The sequence below is a fragment of the Janthinobacterium fluminis genome, from assembly GCF_028595325.1.
Classification (GTDB): Bacteria; Pseudomonadota; Gammaproteobacteria; order Burkholderiales; family Burkholderiaceae_D; genus Janthinobacterium; species Janthinobacterium fluminis.
On record NZ_JAQQXR010000007.1, the window covers coordinates 125,378 to 140,840 of the forward strand.

At 67.8% G+C, this 15,463-nt stretch carries 13 protein-coding genes; 4 read left to right on the plus strand and 9 right to left on the minus strand.

Annotated features, from left to right (window positions below; all coding sequences use genetic code 11):
- Positions 1-99: 99 nt before the first annotated feature.
- From OIK44_RS18190 to OIK44_RS18205, 4 genes are all read right to left on the minus strand, one after another.
- Positions 100-1,386 (minus strand): Glu/Leu/Phe/Val family dehydrogenase, encoded by a 1,287-nt coding sequence (locus OIK44_RS18190; RefSeq protein WP_273672728.1) that lies wholly within the window; start codon positions 1,384-1,386, stop codon positions 100-102.
- Between the two features lie 169 nt (positions 1,387-1,555).
- Entirely contained in the window at positions 1,556-2,524 is a 969-nt protein-coding gene (locus OIK44_RS18195; RefSeq protein WP_273672730.1) for a LysR substrate-binding domain-containing protein, read from the minus strand.
- A gap of 73 nt (positions 2,525-2,597) precedes the next feature.
- Positions 2,598-4,418, minus strand: coding sequence for a DNA helicase RecQ (recQ, locus tag OIK44_RS18200; RefSeq protein ID WP_273672991.1), 1,821 nt, complete (start codon positions 4,416-4,418; stop codon positions 2,598-2,600).
- 7 nt (positions 4,419-4,425) lie between these two features.
- Positions 4,426-5,259 (minus strand): undecaprenyl-diphosphate phosphatase, encoded by an 834-nt coding sequence (locus OIK44_RS18205; RefSeq protein WP_273672731.1) that lies wholly within the window; start codon positions 5,257-5,259, stop codon positions 4,426-4,428.
- A gap of 292 nt (positions 5,260-5,551) precedes the next feature.
- Between OIK44_RS18205 and OIK44_RS18210 the strand changes: the two genes are divergently transcribed.
- The 4 genes from OIK44_RS18210 (at position 5,552) to OIK44_RS18225 (ending at position 10,497) form a co-directional block, all read left to right on the plus strand.
- Positions 5,552-6,298: a carbonic anhydrase gene (locus OIK44_RS18210; RefSeq protein ID WP_273672732.1), complete on the plus strand. Its 747-nt coding sequence runs from the start codon at positions 5,552-5,554 to the stop codon at positions 6,296-6,298.
- An 82-nt stretch (positions 6,299-6,380) separates the two neighbouring features.
- Positions 6,381-7,031, plus strand: coding sequence for a GTP-binding protein (locus tag OIK44_RS18215; protein WP_273672733.1), 651 nt, complete (start codon positions 6,381-6,383; stop codon positions 7,029-7,031).
- Positions 7,028-8,281, plus strand: coding sequence for a sensor histidine kinase (locus OIK44_RS18220; protein WP_273672734.1), 1,254 nt, complete (start codon positions 7,028-7,030; stop codon positions 8,279-8,281). Before OIK44_RS18215 ends, OIK44_RS18220 begins: the two co-directional genes overlap by 4 nt.
- A complete protein-coding gene (locus OIK44_RS18225; RefSeq protein ID WP_273672736.1) occupies positions 8,278-10,497 on the plus strand; it encodes an ATPase, T2SS/T4P/T4SS family in 2,220 nt (739 codons plus the stop codon). Before OIK44_RS18220 ends, OIK44_RS18225 begins: the two co-directional genes overlap by 4 nt.
- A 13-nt stretch (positions 10,498-10,510) precedes the next feature.
- Here the strand turns inward: OIK44_RS18225 and OIK44_RS18230 are convergent, their stop codons facing one another.
- The 5 genes from OIK44_RS18230 to OIK44_RS18250 form a co-directional block, all read right to left on the minus strand.
- Positions 10,511-11,665: an MFS transporter gene (locus OIK44_RS18230; RefSeq protein WP_273672738.1), complete on the minus strand. Its 1,155-nt coding sequence runs from the start codon at positions 11,663-11,665 to the stop codon at positions 10,511-10,513.
- Between the two features lie 30 nt (positions 11,666-11,695).
- Positions 11,696-12,472, minus strand: coding sequence for a DeoR/GlpR family DNA-binding transcription regulator (locus tag OIK44_RS18235; RefSeq protein ID WP_273672739.1), 777 nt, complete (start codon positions 12,470-12,472; stop codon positions 11,696-11,698).
- 161 nt (positions 12,473-12,633) lie between these two features.
- A complete protein-coding gene (locus OIK44_RS18240; protein WP_273672740.1) occupies positions 12,634-14,316 on the minus strand; it encodes a methyl-accepting chemotaxis protein in 1,683 nt (560 codons plus the stop codon).
- 236 nt (positions 14,317-14,552) lie between these two features.
- Positions 14,553-14,813 (minus strand): YkgJ family cysteine cluster protein, encoded by a 261-nt coding sequence (locus OIK44_RS18245; RefSeq protein ID WP_273672742.1) that lies wholly within the window; start codon positions 14,811-14,813, stop codon positions 14,553-14,555.
- A gap of 160 nt (positions 14,814-14,973) precedes the next feature.
- Complete coding sequence (locus OIK44_RS18250; RefSeq protein ID WP_273672743.1) at positions 14,974-15,396, minus strand: DoxX family protein; 423 nt, start codon at positions 15,394-15,396, stop codon at positions 14,974-14,976.
- Positions 15,397-15,463 lie beyond the last annotated feature (67 nt).

Genomic DNA, 15,463 nt, shown 5'->3' on the forward strand with positions numbered 1-15,463 from the left:
GCTGTCGCGGACGTAAAAAAAGCAGACCGAGGTCTGCTTTTTTTACGTCCCGCGCTTGCGGCGGGCGCCGGCACATGTGCGCCGGCGCCCGCTGCCGCATTATGGGTACAGGCCGCGCACTTCGCGCGCTTGCAGCACGCGGGTGCAGGCGAGGATGAAGGTGGCGGTGCGCATCGACACTTTCTTTTCCTGCGACACTTGCCATACCGAGTCGAAGGCTTCGCGCATGATGCGGGTCAGGCGCGAGTTGATTTCCTCTTCGGTCCAGAAGAAGCTGGAGAAGTTCTGCGCCCACTCGAAGTAGCTGACGGTGACGCCGCCGGCGTTGGCCAGCACGTCTGGAATGATCAGCACGCCCTTGTCGGTCAGGATGTCGTCGGCGGCCGGCGTGGTCGGGCCGTTGGCGCCTTCCAGGATGATCTTGGCGCGGATCTGGCCCGCGTTTTCGGCGGTGATCTGCTGTTCCAGCGCGGCCGGAATCAGGATGTCGCAGTCGATGCCCCAGAATTGTTCGCGCGGCACGAAGCTGTCGGCGCCGGGGAAGCCTTCGACGCTGCCGACTTCGGCAACGTGGGCCAGCAGGCGTGGAATGTCCAGGCCGCCCGGATGCACGACGGTGGTTTTGTGGTCTTGCACTGCCACCACTTTCGCGCCCGCTTCGGCGAACATGCGCGCGGCCACGCCGCCGACGTTGCCGAAGCCCTGGACGATGACTTTGGCGCCTTCGATCGACATGCCGATCTTGGCGGCGGCGTCGCAGCCGACGACGTAGACGCCGCGGCCGGTCGCGTCGCGACGGCCCAGGCTGCCGCCGAGCGAGATGGGTTTGCCGGTCACGACGCCCGTCGACATATTGCCGCCGATCATGGAGTAGCTGTCCATCATCCAGGCCATCACCTGTTCATTGGTGTTGACGTCCGGTGCAGGAATGTCTTTGGTCGGTCCGATGATGATGCTGATTTCGCTGGTGTAGCGGCGCGTCAGGCGTTGCAGTTCGCCGCGCGACAGGGTTTTCGGATCGACGCGGATGCCGCCCTTGGCGCCGCCGTATGGCACGTTGACGGCCGCGTTCTTGACCGTCATCCAGGCCGACAGGGCCATCACTTCGGACAGGGTCACGTCCTGGTGGAAGCGCACGCCACCCTTGCCCGGGCCGCGCGACATATTGTGCTGCACGCGGTAGCCTTCGAAGTGGGCGATGGTGCCGTCGTCGCGCTCGATTGGTACGTCAACTGTCAGGATGCGCTTTGGCCGCTTCAGCGTTTCCACCCAGCGCGACAGGCTGCCAAGGTGGGGGGTGACGCGGTCGATTTGTTCAAGGTAGACGCCCCAAGGTCCCAGTTCTTGTGGATTGAGATAGGAAGGCAGTTCGTGTTGACGGGTCATGCTTCATGCTCCTGACGATACGTTGAGTGGCGTCGCGCAAACGCGCGCGCGCAGCGAGAGCCGAATCGTAGGCCAAGTGCCAGGGGCAGGCTAATGCTTTGTGCGCATTTAACTATGCGTATCATGCATAGTTGTTGAAGTGGTATGGTGCCCGGCCGCCCGCGGCGGCTTATTGGCGCGGCGCGGCGGCGCGCGCGCGGCGCTTGCCGGCGCGGCTTTTCTGCGCCTGCTCCAGGTATTGCCACAGGCTTTCGACCATCGGCTTGCCCGGCCGCTGCGGCGACGGGCGTTCGCGGTAGAGGCGGATTTCCATGTCGATTTCCCAGCCCGGCGCGCCGCCGTCGGCGCGCGCCAGCTGCTTCTGTTTGAGTTCGCGCGTGACGGCCGACTCGGGCAGGAAGGCCACGCCGCGCCCCTCCAGCGCCATCATTTTCAAGCCCTCGGCCATGTCCGTCTCGTAGCAGGTTGCCAGGTGCAGCGGCTGTCTGGCGTCCGTCAGTATCAGTTCGACCATGCGCCCCAGGTAGGCGTTGTTGGTGTAGGACAGGAAGGGCAGCGGTTCGGCGGCGCTGCCGGGCAGGGCGAAGTCGGGCGTGCGCGCCTTGTCGCAGCGGGCGTAGGCGCGCAGCGCCTCGCGGCCCAGCACCAGCATGTCGTAGCTGCCCGGGTCGAGCTGCACCGGCTGGCGCGGGTGGTGGTAGCACAGCAGCAGGTCGCAGCCGCCGTCGACCAGTTGCAGCACGGCGTCGTGGACGTTGAGGGCCATCAGCCGGCTGTTGATCGGCGCGAAGCCGTGCTCCAGCGCCGTCAGCCATTTCGGCATGAAGGTCAGCGACAGCGTGTGCGGCACGGCGAAGTCGACGCTGGTCTGGGCCGCCGCGCGCTTGCCGCGCAATAGCGCGCGCACGCCGTTGATCTGGCCCAGCATTTCCAGCGCCTGCTCGTAGAAGACCACGCCGGCCGGGGTCAGGCTGGTCGGGTAGGAGGTGCGGTCGACGAGGTCGGTGCCGAGCCAGTTTTCCAGCGATTGGATGCGCCGCGAGAACGCCGGCTGGGTCACGTGGCGCAAGGCCGCCGAGCGACTAAAGTTGTTGGTCTCGGCGAGCGAGATGAAGTCTTCCAGCCATTTGGTTTCCATGCGTGATCGTAACCGGCTTTGGCCGCAATTGCACGCGAACCGCGCGCAATTGTGCGGATTGCGCGCCCGCCGCTTACAGCATTTCGCTGATCATGGCGACGATTTCCTCGCCGTAGGAGGCCAGCTTCTTCTCGCCGACGCCGGAGACGCCGCGCAGGTGTTCCAGCGAGGTCGGGCGCGCCTTGGCGATTTCGCGCAGCGTCGCGTCGACGAAGATGACGTAGGCCGGCACGTTGTGGGTGCGCGCCGTTTCGACGCGCCACCAGCGCAGCTTGTCGAAAATCGCCTGTTCCTGGGTCGACAGGTCGGTCTCGGCGTAGCCTTTCGCGGCCGTCGAGGTGCGCTTGGTCTTGAGCGGTTTCTGGTACTGCCGCAGCTGCACCTTCTGGCCGCCCTTGAGCACCGGGCGCGCCGCGTCGGTCAGCTTCAGCGAGCTGTATTGCTCGTGGTCGACCGTCACCAGCCCCAGCGCGATGGACTGGCGCAGGATCGCCTTCCATTCCAGTTCGCTGCGCTCGGCGCCGATGCCGAACACCGACAGCGAGTCGTGGTGCCAGGTCTTGATGCGCTCCGATTCGACGCCGCGCAGCACGTCGATGACGTGGCCGCCGGCGAAGCGCTGGTCGACCCGGTAGATGGCCGACAGCAGTTTCTGCACCGGCACCGTGCCGTCGAAGGACACCGGCGGCATCAGGCAGGTGTCGCAGTTGCCGCAGGGCGTGGCCGGCTCGCCGAAGTATTCCAGCAGGCGCATGCGCCGGCAGCTGAGGGTTTCGCACAGGCCCAGCATGGCGTCGAGCTTGACGCCGAGCACGCGCTTGAAGCCGTCGTCGGCGTCCGACTCGTCGATCATGCGCCGCTGCAGCACCACGTCCTGCAGGCCGTAGGCCATCCAGGCGTTGGCCGGCATGCCGTCGCGGCCGGCCCGTCCCGTCTCCTGGTAGTAGCCCTCGATGCTCTTGGGCAGGTCGAGGTGGGCGACGAAGCGCACGTCCGGCTTGTCGATGCCCATGCCGAAGGCGATGGTCGCCGTCATGACGATGTTCTCCTCGCGCAGGAAGCGGGCCTGGTTGGCGCTGCGCTTGGCGTAGTCCATGCCGGCGTGGTAGGGCAGGGCGCGGATGCCGTTCTCGTTGAGGAACTCGGCCGTCTCCTCGACCTTCTTGCGCGACAGGCAGTAGACGATGCCGCAGTCGCCGCCGTGCTCGGTGGTGATGAAGTCGAGCAGCTGCTTGCGGCCGTTGGCCTTCTCGACGATCTGGTAGCGGATGTTGGGGCGGTCGAAGGAGGAGACGAACTGGCGCGCGTCGGCCAGTTGCAGGCGCAGCGCGATTTCGGCGCGCGTCTGCGGGTCGGCCGTCGCCGTCAGGGCAATGCGCGGCACGTCGGGGAACTGCTCGTGCAGCACCGACAGCTTGATGTATTCGGGACGGAAGTCGTGGCCCCACTGCGACACGCAGTGCGCCTCGTCGATGGCGAACAGGGCGATCTTCGAGGCCTGGAACAGGTCCAGGCAGCGCTGCGTCATCAGGCGTTCGGGCGCCACGTAGACCAGGTCGATCTGGCCGCTGCGCACCAGCCGCTCGATGCGGCTGGCTTCCTCGTAGGTCTGGGTTGAGTTCAGGAAGGCGGCGCGCACGCCGACCTCGGCGAGGGCGTCGACCTGGTCCTGCATCAGCGCGATCAGCGGCGAGATGACGACGCCGACGCCGTCGCGCAGCAGCGCCGGAATCTGGTAGCACAGCGACTTGCCGCCGCCGGTCGGCATCAGGACCAGCGCGTCGCCGCCGTGCGACACGTGGTCGACGATGTCCGCCTGCTGGCCGCGGAAGGCCGGATAGCCGAAGACGGTTTGCAGCTGGTGCAGCGCTTGCGCTTGTAGGTCCTGGTTCATCATTGCTTTAATCCGCCCACACTACCCAGCCGAAATGGGCGCTGGCGATGACCACCAGGCCGAAGACGATGCGGTACCAGGCAAAGAAGGTGAAGTCGTGGGTGCTGATATAGCGCAGCAGCCAGCGCACGCACAGGAAGGCCGAGACGAAGGCGGCCAGCGTGCCGACGCCGAACAGCGGCAGGTCGGCCAGCGACAGCAGCGCGCGCTCCTTGTAGATCGAGTAGACGGTGGCGCCCAGCAGGGTCGGGATCGCCAGGAAGAAGGAGAATTCGGTGGCGGCCTTGCGCGACAGGCCCAGCGCCATGCCGCCGATGATGGAGGCGCCGGAGCGGCTGGTGCCGGGGATCAGCGCGAAGGCTTGCACCAGGCCCACTTTGAGGGCGTCGAGCATGCTCATGTCGTCGACCGCGTGGATGCGCACCGACACCGGGTTGGCGCGGGCGTGGCGCTCGACCAGCAGGATGATGACGCCGCCGACGATGAAGGCCAGCGCCACCGGCACCGGGGCGAACAGCACGGCCTTGATTTTCTTGGCGAAGATCAGGCCGAGGACGGCCGCCGGCAGGAAGCCGATGAGCAGGTTGAGGACGAATTTGCGCGCCCTGGCGTCGCTGCCCAGGCCGCTTAGCACGCTGGCGATCTTGGCCCGGTATTCCCAGCAGACGGCGAAGATGGCGCCGGCCTGGATGACGATTTCGAAGACCTTGATCTTTTCGCCCGTGAAGTCGAGCAGGCTGCCGGCCAGGATCAGGTGGCCGGTCGAGGAAATGGGCAGGAATTCGGTGAAACCTTCCACCAGCCCCATGATGACGGCTTTGAGCGCGAGAATGAAATCCATAAATTTTGTTCTGGTACGTACTAGTTTGTTGAGGGGGAGGCGCGGATGGCGCCTGACCGCTGCGCGGGGTCGAAGCTTACCACGATAGCGGCCGGCGAATCTGATTCAGCGCAGGCGCGCGGCCGCGCGGCCGGTGCGGCGCCGTGCACACATGGCGCGCACGGCGGTTGACCGGCGCGCATGGCCGCGCTAGCATCGGTGTTGCCATTGTTCAGATGCATGGCCCGGACCGTGGCTCCCTTCCCGGTAGTAACTTCCTCCGTAGTCTGACAAACGCTGAAAGGATTTTCTGATGAAATTCAATTCAATGCTGGTGGCCTGTGGCCTGAGCGCAGTTTGCAGCGTCGCGCTGGCCGAAGACAAGCCCGCGCACTGGACTTACCAGGGCCATGGCGGGCCGGCCCATTGGAGCGAGCTCGACGAGGGCTTCTCCGGCTGCAAGCTGGGCAAGCAGCAATCGCCCATCGACATCCGCGGCGCCCGGCAGGCCAAGCTGGCGCCCATCGACTTCGCCTACGCGCCCGGCGGCGCCAGCGTCGTCAACAACGGCCACACGGTGCAGGTGAACCTGGCCGAGGGCGGCGCGATACGCCTGGCGGACGGCGACTACAAGCTGTTGCAATTCCACTTCCACACGCCCAGCGAGGAAAAGGTCAACGGCGTCAGTTATCCGCTGGTGGCCCATTTCGTCCACAAGAGCGAGGCCGGCAAGCTGGCCGTCGTCGCCGTGCTGTTCCAGAAGGGCGCCAGCAATCCGGCCCTGCGGGGCGTATTCGACGCGCTGCCGGCCAAGGCGAACGAGAGCCGCGAGCTGGATGAGGGTATCAATCCGGAAGCCGTGCTGCCGGCCCGGCGCGGCTATTACGCCTATGTCGGCTCGCTGACGACGCCGCCGTGCAGCGAGGGCGTGCTGTGGCATGTGCTGAAGCAGCCGGTGAGCTTGTCGGCCGCGCAATTGAAGTCCTTCCAAAAACTGTATCCGATGAACGCCCGCCCGGTGCAAGCCCTGAACGGGCGCACGGTGGAAGCGAGCGAATAGCAGCGCCCGGGCGCGTCCGCGCACACATCCGTCCCGCGCGCCGCGCCCGCCCCCGAGCCGCCCCGAGGTATGCCGATCCATCATGGCCGAACTGGATGAACAACGCCGCCGCCTGACCGTCAAGCTGGTCTATTACGGCCCCGCCATGTCGGGCAAGACGACGAACCTGACGCGCCTGCACGACTTGCTGGCGGCCGAGCTCAAGGGGGACATCATGACGCTGGAGACGGATGGCGACCGCACCCTGTTTTTCGACTTGCTGCCGCTGGGCTTCACGGCGCCGTCCGGCCTGCTGGTCAAGTTCAAGGTGTTCACCGTGCCCGGCCAGGTGGCCCACGACGGCACGCGCAAGGCCGTGCTGTCGCGCGCCGACGGCGTCGTCTTCGTCGCCGACTCGCGGCGCCACCAGGCCAGCAACAACGCCAGCTCCTTCGAAAACCTGATGGCCAACCTGGCCATCCTCGGCCTGGACGGCGCCGTCCTGCCGCTGGTGGTGCAATTCAACAAGCGCGACCTGCCCGACATCCTCAGCGAGGCGGAAATCGCGGCGCGCTGGGCGCAGGCGCCGTGGCCGCTGCTGTTCGCCGCCGCGCTCGAGGGCGGCGGCGTGCTGGCCACCTTCGCCGCCCTGCTGGACGGGCTGTACGACAGCCTGGACCGCCAGTTCGCGCTGGGCGCCGCCCACGGCTTGACGCGCGCCGCCTTTTGCGCGGCGCTGGGGGCGCGGCCGTGAACGCGCCGGCCCGCTTCGACCGCGAGCCGACGCTGGCCGAGCTGCTGCGGGCGCTGCCGCGCGGCCACTTGCCGGCCCTGCTGGAGCGGGCGCTGGGGCCGCGCTGGGAAGTGCGCGACGCCGGCGGCGCCCGCGTGCTCGGCCCGGGCCTCGATGGCCCGGGGCGCGACGGCCCCGGCCCGGACGGCGCGCCGGACGCCGCGGCCGAGGCGCCGCTGCGGCTGGGCATCGACGTGCTCGGCCGCCTGAGCGGCGCGGCCGCCGGGGTGGCCGATGCGGCCGCCTGGCTGGAACTGGTGCTGGCCGTCGCCGAGCGCTACCGCATGGCGGCCGAGCTGCATGTGGAATCGGCGCACGCCGACTACCACGCGCTGCAGGCCCAGCATGTCGCCCTGCTGGAGTCGGAGCGGCGCTACCGGGCGCTGTCGGCCCAGTTGGAGGAGCGCGTGGCGGCGCAGACGCAGGCCATCGAGCACGCCCAGCGGCAGATCTTCCACACGGAGAAAATGGCCGCCGTCGGCACGCTGGCGGCCGGCATGGCGCACGAGATCAACAACCCGATCGGCTTCATCCGCAGCAACCTGGGCAGCGCCAAGGAGTATGTGGGCGCGCTGGCCGAGGTGCTGCTGGCCTACCGCCGCGGCGACGCGGCGGCCGCCGACGCGGCCTGGCGCGGCCACGACGTCGACGCGCTGCTGCAGGATTTCCCGGCCCTGCTGGCCGAGTCGGGCGCCGGCGCCGACCGCGTCGCCCACATCGTCCAGAACCTGAAAGCCTATGCCGGCGTCGACAGCGCCGGCGCCGCGCCGGCCGACGTGGCCGAGGCGGTGCGCGCCGCCGCCGCCATCGTCGCCGGGCAATTGCCGGACACGGTGACGCTGGAGGTGCGGCTGGCGCCCATGCCGGCGCTGCGCTGCGACGCCGGGCGCATCCGCCAGATGCTGCTGGCGCTGCTGCACAACGCCCGCCTGGCCGTCGCCGACGCCGGCCTGATACGCGTCAGCGGCGGCGTCGACGGCGCCGCCATCCGCCTCGTCGTCGAGGACGACGGCTGCGGCATCGCGCCGGCCATCGCGGCGCGCGTGTTCGAGCCGTTTTTCACGACGCGCGCCGTGGGCGCCGGCATGGGGCTGGGCTTGACGGTGGCGCGCGACATCGCCGCCGCCCACGGCGGCGCCATCGCGCTGGGGCGCGGCGCCACGGCCGGCACCCGCGTCACGGTCGAGCTGCCGCTGGCGGGGCCGCCGTGAGCTACAGCCACCTGTTCACGGACGCCGCCGCGCCCGAGGGGGCGGCCGCCGCGCCGCCGCGCTACCGCCTGCTGCTGGTCGACGACGAGCCCGGCGTGCTGGCGGCGCTGCGCCGCGTCTTCCGCCAGGAAAACTACGACGTCGTGCTGTGCCAGGACCCGCAGCAGGCGCTGGCGCTGCTGGGCGCCGAAGCCTTCCACCTGCTCGTCAGCGACTACATGATGCCGGGCATGACGGGCGGCGAGCTGTTGAAGCGGGCGCGGGCGCTGTGCCCGGACACGATACGCATCATGCTCACCGGCCACGCCGACGTCAACGCCGTCGTCGCCGCGATGAAGAGCGGCGCCGTCTACAAGTTCATCCTCAAGCCCTGGGACGACGACGACCTGCGCGTCACCGTCGCGCTGGCCCTGGAGCAGCACCAGTTGATCCAGAAAAACAACAGCCTGAAGCGCGACAACCAGGCGAAGCGGGCGGAAATCGAGCAATTGGCGAAGTTCGGCGTGTCCAACCGCAGCCAGCTGGCCGTCATGCTGAACAAGCGCGGCATGCTCAACAACGCCCAGGTGCAGGAATTGATGCGCGTGCAGCAGCAGCGCAAGGCGCCGATGATCAAGCTGATCGTCGAACGGGGCTGGTTGACGGAGCAGGCGATGCACGAGTTCATCGGCAAGGAATTGCTGATCCAGCAGGTGGCGCTGGAGGAGTTCAGCGTCGACCCCGGCGTCGCCGCGCTGGTGCCGACGGCGCTGTGCCAGCGCCAGCAGATCGTGCCGCTGAAGATAGAGAGCCGGCGCCTGACGCTGGCGATGGCCGACCCGCTCGACGTCGGCCTGCTCGACGACCTGCGCTTCGTGACGGGGCTGGAAATCGCCCCGGTGCTGGCGGCGATGGCGGCGATCCAGCGCAAGATCGCCGACGTCTACGGCTGCGGCGCCGGCGAGCTTGCCGACGCGGCCGGCGAGTTCGGCGCCGCCGACCCCTACGAGGGCATCGAAATCCTCATCGAGGACGAGGACGAGCAAAGCCTGGAGGAGCTGCTGCAGGGCACGGACGAGCCGCCGGCCATCCGCCTCGTCAATTCCATCCTGGTCGAGGCGATCCGGCTGGGCGCGTCCGACATCCACATCCAGCCGCGGGCGAAGAATGTGGTGGTGCGGCTGCGCATCGACGGCGTGCTCAGCGACAAGATCCAGATCCCGCACAATATGCACCAGTCCATCGTGTCGCGCATCAAGGTCATGGCCGAACTCGACATCTCCGAGCGGCGCCGGCCCCAGGACGGCCGCCTGGCCGTGAAGACGCCGAAGCGCGTCGTCGACTTGCGCGTCTCCTCGCTGCCGACGATCAACGGCGAGAAAATCGTCATGCGCATCCTCGACCGCAACGCCGCCGTGGTCCGACTCGACGAACTGGGCTTCGGCCCGGCCGACCTGGCCGGCATCGGCCGCGCCTGCGGCAAGCCGCAGGGCATGATCCTGGCCACGGGGCCGACGGGCAGCGGCAAGACGACGACGCTGTACAGCCTGCTGCAAAACAACGCCACGTCGGAAAAGAATTACCTGACCATCGAAGACCCGGTCGAGTACTACCTCGACACGGCGGGGCAGGTGCTGGTGCGCGAGAAAATCGGCATGACCTTCCCGCTGATCTTGCGCTCCATTTTGCGGCAAGACCCGGACGTGCTCCTGATCGGCGAAATCCGCGACTTCGAGACGGCCGAGGTGGCCTTCCACGCGGCGCTGACGGGGCACCAGGTGTTCTCTACCCTGCACACGAATTCCGCGCTGGCGTCCGTGTCGCGGCTGTTCGACCTGGGCTTGAAACCCTTCGTCATCGCCACGGCGCTGGAGGCCGTCATCGCGCAGCGGCTGGTGCGCCGCAGCTGCGATTTCTGCCGTGTGGAAGTCGACCCGGACGCGCAGTTGCTCAAGCATCTGGGCGGGCGCTTCGCCAGCGGCATCACGCGCGCCTACCGGGGCGGCGGCTGCCCGGCCTGCCACGGCAGCGGCTACAAGGGCCGGCTCGGCCTGTACGAATTGCTGGTGCCGGACAACCACCTGCGGCATTTGATCGCCACCGTCGCGCCCGTCACGGAAATGGCCGCCTATGCCAGCGGCCAGGGCTTTTCGACGCTGCGCGACGACGCCTATTACAAGGTGCAGAGCGGCGTGACGACGCTCGACGAGGTGTTGCGCGTGCTGGGGCCGGGCTGATGGCAAGCCGGGGTCAGCCCCCTGGGCCGCTTCCGGCGGGGGCGCCGATGCGCGCGCTGGCGGCGACCAGCAGCAGCGCGCAGCCGAGGCCGGCGAAGGCCATGCTCAGGCTGGTGGCGTGGGCGACGAAGCCGATCACGGCCGGCCCGGCCAGGATGCCGGCGTAGCCGAGCGTGGTGATGGCCGACACGGCCAGGCTGGCCGGCATGGCGCGCTGCTTGCCGGCGGCCGTGAACAGGATCGGCACGATGTTCGCCGCGCCCAGGCCGATCAGCACGAAGCCGGCGAGGCTGCCGGCCACGGACGGCGCCAGCACCGTCAGAAAGAAGCCGGCGGCGCCGCACAGGCCGCCCGCGAGCAGCACGCGCTGGCCGCCGAAACGGCGCACGATGTAGTCGCCGCTGAAACGGCCGGCCGTCATGGCGATGGCGAACGCGGCGTAGGCGAGGCCGCCGCGCGCGGCGTCGACGCCGCGGCTGCCGGTCAGGAACAGCGCGCTCCAGTCGAGGATGGAGCCCTCGGCCAGGAAGACGATGAAGCACAGCAGGCCGATGACGATCACCGAGCCGTGCGGCATGACGAACAGCGGCGCGGCGCGGCCGTCCGGCTCGGCGTCGCGCAGCAGGTGGCCGCTGGCGGCGCGCAGCAGCGCCGCCAGCAGCGCGACGATGGCGGCGCAGGCCCAGGCCGGGTCCAGCCTCAGCCACAGCAGCAGGGCCATCAGGCCGGCGCCGGCGAAACCGCCGACGCTGAACAGCGCGTGGAAGCCCGACATCAGCGCGCCGCCGCCGGCCTTTTCAATGATGACGGCCTGGATGTTGATGCAGACGTCGAAGGTGCCGATGGCGGCGCCGAACAGCAGCAGCACCAGGCCCAGTTGCACGGGGCTGGCGGCCAGCGCCAGCCCCGGCAGCGCCAGCGACAGCAGCGCGCCCGAGGCGAGGATCACGCGGCGGCAGCCGAAGCGCGCCGCCAGCGCGCCCGTCAGCGGCATCGCCAGCAGCGAGCCGGCGCCCAAGCACAGCAGCAGCAAGCCGAGCGTGCCCTCGCTCAAGCCGAGGCGGACCTTGGCGTAGGGCACCAGCGGCGCCCAGGCGGCCATGGCCAGGCCGGCGGCGAGGAAGACGAGGCGGGTGGCGCGGCGTTGCGGGGGACCGATGGGGTTCATATAGGCGTCTCGTGTAGGGTGGAAGGCGGTTCAGGCGGGGCGGGCGCGCAGCAGTTGCACGCCGAGCGCGGCGAAGGCGTCGAGGCGCTCGGCGGCGACGTCGTGCTCGACCACCAGATGACTCAGGCGGGCGGCGGGCAGGACGGAAAACGGCGCGGCCGTGCCCAGCTTTTCGCTGGTGGCGGCCACCAGCACGGTCTGGCTCATGGCGGCGACGGCGCGCTTGAACTCGGCCTCCTCGTGGCTGAAGGCGGTGATGCCGGCGTCGGCGTCGACGCCGCAGGCGCCGAGGAAGCACAGGTCGGCGCGGATCAGTTCGGCGTCGCGCAGCGCCTTCGCGCCCAGGCTGGCGCCGGCGCCGCGGTCGATGCGCCCGCCGATCAGGATGACCTCGATATTGGCCCGGTCCAGCAGGGCGATGGCGATGGCCGGCGCATTCGTCGCCACCGTCAGCGGCAAGTCCGGCAGGGCCTCGGCGATGGCCAGATTGGTCGAGCCGGCGTCGAAGAACAGCACGCTGTTGGCGCGCACCAGGCCGATGGCGGCCTGGGCCAGGCGCCCCTTGCGGTCCGGCGCCTCGCTGCGGCGTTCGCTCAGCGTGCCGGGCGTCGGCGGCAGCGGCAGCGCGCCGCCGTAGACGCGCTTGCACAAACCGGCCGCGGCCAGATCGCGCAGGTCGCGCCGTATCGTGTCTTCGGACACGTTCAATTGCGTGGCCAGGTCCAGCGCCAGCACGCGGCCTTCGGCCAGCAAGCGTTGTTGGATCAGGGCGTGGCGTTCTTTGAGCAGCAGGTTGGGAGTCGACATAAGCTTGAATCGTGCATGAATGCGCATAAATATACGAAAACGTGCAAAATTAGTCAAGCGTTTCCTACCGTGGCCAAGCGCTGGCATGGATGAAAAAAAGGGGACAGACCGTCAAGTCTGCCCCCCAAAACACTCCCTGCTATTTCCTGCGGAGTTCGTTCTTACTCGTTCATGCACGCCGCCGTTTCAGCCGCGGCCGCATCGCCGGCCAGTCTTTGCTGCGGCTTGCGTGCGGGCGGCAGGGGCCTGGCGGGCGCCGGCAGGCGCTGCGCCGGCACCGGCGCAGCCAGCGTGTCGAACTGGAACACGCTGACCACCTCGGTCAGGCGGCGGGCCTGGTCTTGCAGCGACTCGGCGGCGGCGGCGGCTTGCTCGACCAGCGCCGCATTCTGCTGCGTCACGCCATCCATCTGGAAGATCGCCTGATTGATCTGGGTGATGCCATCGCTCTGCTCCTGGCTGGCGGCCGTGATGTCGTTCATGATGCCGGCCACCCGCTTCACGCGCGCGACGATGTCCTGCATCGTCGTGCCGGCCTGGCCCACCAGTTTGCTGCCGGCGGCCACCTTCTCGGCGGAGTCGCCGATCAGGGTCTTGATTTCCTTGGCGGCGGCGGCGCTGCGCTGGGCCAGATTGCGCACCTCGGCGGCGACGACGGCGAAGCCGCGCCCCTGCTCGCCGGCGCGGGCCGCCTCGACGGCCGCGTTCAGGGCCAGGATATTGGTCTGGAAGGCGATGCCGTCGATGACGCCGATGATGTCGCCGATCTTGCCGGCCGAGGTATTGATGTCGTGCATGGTTGCGACGACGCGCTCCACCACGGCGCCGCCCTGGACCGCCACCGCCGACGCCGAGGCCGCCAACTCGTTGGCTTGCTGGGCGTTGTCGGCGTTGCGCTTGACGATGCTGGTCAGCTCGTCCATCGACGCCGCCGTCTGCTCCAGCGCGCTGGCCTGTTGTTCGGTACGGCTGGACAAGTCCATATTGCCGGCGGAAATTTGCGTGGACGCCGTGGCGATCGTCTCGGTGCCGCTGCGCACCTGGCCGATGATGTGGACGAGCTTGTCGCGCATCGACTGCATCGCAAACATCAGGCTGCCGTGGTCGCCCGCCTTGACGTCCAGCGCCACGGCCAGATTGCCTTGCGCAATGGTTTCGGCGATGTGGGCGGCGTGGCTCGGTTCGCCGCCGAGCTGCCTGAGCAGGCCGCGCGTGATCAGCAGGCCGACGGCGGCCGCCAGCAGCAAGGCCGCCGCGCCGAACGCGAGCATCAGCTTGCGCGCGCTGGCGTAGGTGGCGTCGGCCAGCGCGCCGGCCGCCTCGATGTGCTCGACCTGGTAACGTATCATGCTGTTGACGGCGTCCTTGTAGGCGGCCAGCGCCGGACGCAATTCATGGTTCAGATAGTTTCTGGAATCTTCACGCTGGTCCGCCGCGATCAGGGTGACCAGATGTTCCTGGCCGACCAGATAGGTGCTGCGATGGGCGGCGATTTGCTGGAACAGCTCCTTCTCCTTGTCCGTCACCATCGCGCGCTGCAATTGATCGATATTGTCTTTGATGACGGCGCGCGATTGCTCGATGATGACGGCCTGTTTCTGGTAATCGGCCTTGTCGTCGTTGAGCATCATATTGCGCAGCGCAACGGCGATGTTGTTGATCTGCGTCATGGACTGCGAGGCCATGGAAATCTTCGGCCAATTGCTATGCACGATGCCGGAAGTGCCGTCGTTAAGCACCGCCAACTTCGCCAGGCCGATGGCGACGATAAGGATCAGGAGGGAGCAGACGGCGCCGAAACTGAGCGTCAGCCGGGTACCGATTTTCAATTCTGAGAAGTTCATTTTCCACGATCTTTTTCCATGTAGAGCGCATTGAATATACGCCCCTTTGCCGTTTTCCAGCATGCGCTGTTCTGACTAGGTCGTTAGGGCTATGGAGTTGCGCGGCACAGGTGTGCGTGGAAAGTGATGCGGCTTGCCGGGAGGGCGCTCGCGGGTTTGGCTTTGGTCTTCGGCGTGCTTCAACCTAGTGCGCAACTGCGTGCGTCATTTAAGCACGCCAATATCAGTTTCGTCTTTCAGTTTGCAGGCGCGGTAGCGCGCTCCAATTCGTCCAGCCAGCGAATAGCTTGTTCGCGGCTGGTCCCGCACATTTCCTCCGACGGCTGCAACCCGCCGCAGAACGGTGGCCGTTCCGGTTTCCCGAAGATGCGGCAGCGATTGTCGTCCCCAAGCTGGACGCACCTGACACCGGCAGGTTTCCCATCGGGCATTCCAGGTATCGGACTGCAAATGGAAGGAGCGGTGCAGCAGGCGCCACAACCATCACGACAGTTCATAGTATCTCTTTAGTTGACAAGCGGCTGGCCAGCGGACATTCCGGGAATGGTTATCGATGGGGGCGGCATTTCCATTTCGGAATGCGCCAAACCCCAAGTATACACGCCCGCCGCCCCCATCCTGCGCGGATCGGGGGCGGTGCGGCTTGCCTGCTGCCGCTTAGGCGGCGCGCGACAGCGCAGGCGCGGCTTTGCGGTTGTCGAGGCTGTATGCGCCGGCGCCGAAGGCCACCACTTGCAGCAGGCCGCCGGCCATCGCGAAGTTTTTCAGCAGGTGAATCATCTGGTTCTGGTCGCCGATGGCGTGGTGGAAGGCCAGGCCGGTGACGATGGAAAAGGCGGCCAAGGCCAGTGCCGTCAGGCGCGTCTGCAAGCCCAGCGCGAGGGCCAGGCCGCCGCCGATTTCCACTGCGATCGCGCCGAGCAGGGCGAGGGTGGGGAAGGGCAGGCCCATCGCGCCGATGTAGCCTATCGTCGCGGCCGGCGCGGCGATTTTGCCCACGCCGCTGATCAGGAAAATGGCGGCCATCAGGATGCGGCCGATGGTTGGCAGGGACGTTTGTGCGGTGGTCGTGGTGTTCATGGTGTTGGCTCCTGGTTGTTGGTGAGGCGATGTGTTCATAGTAAAGACTGGCAATGTATCGCGGAAG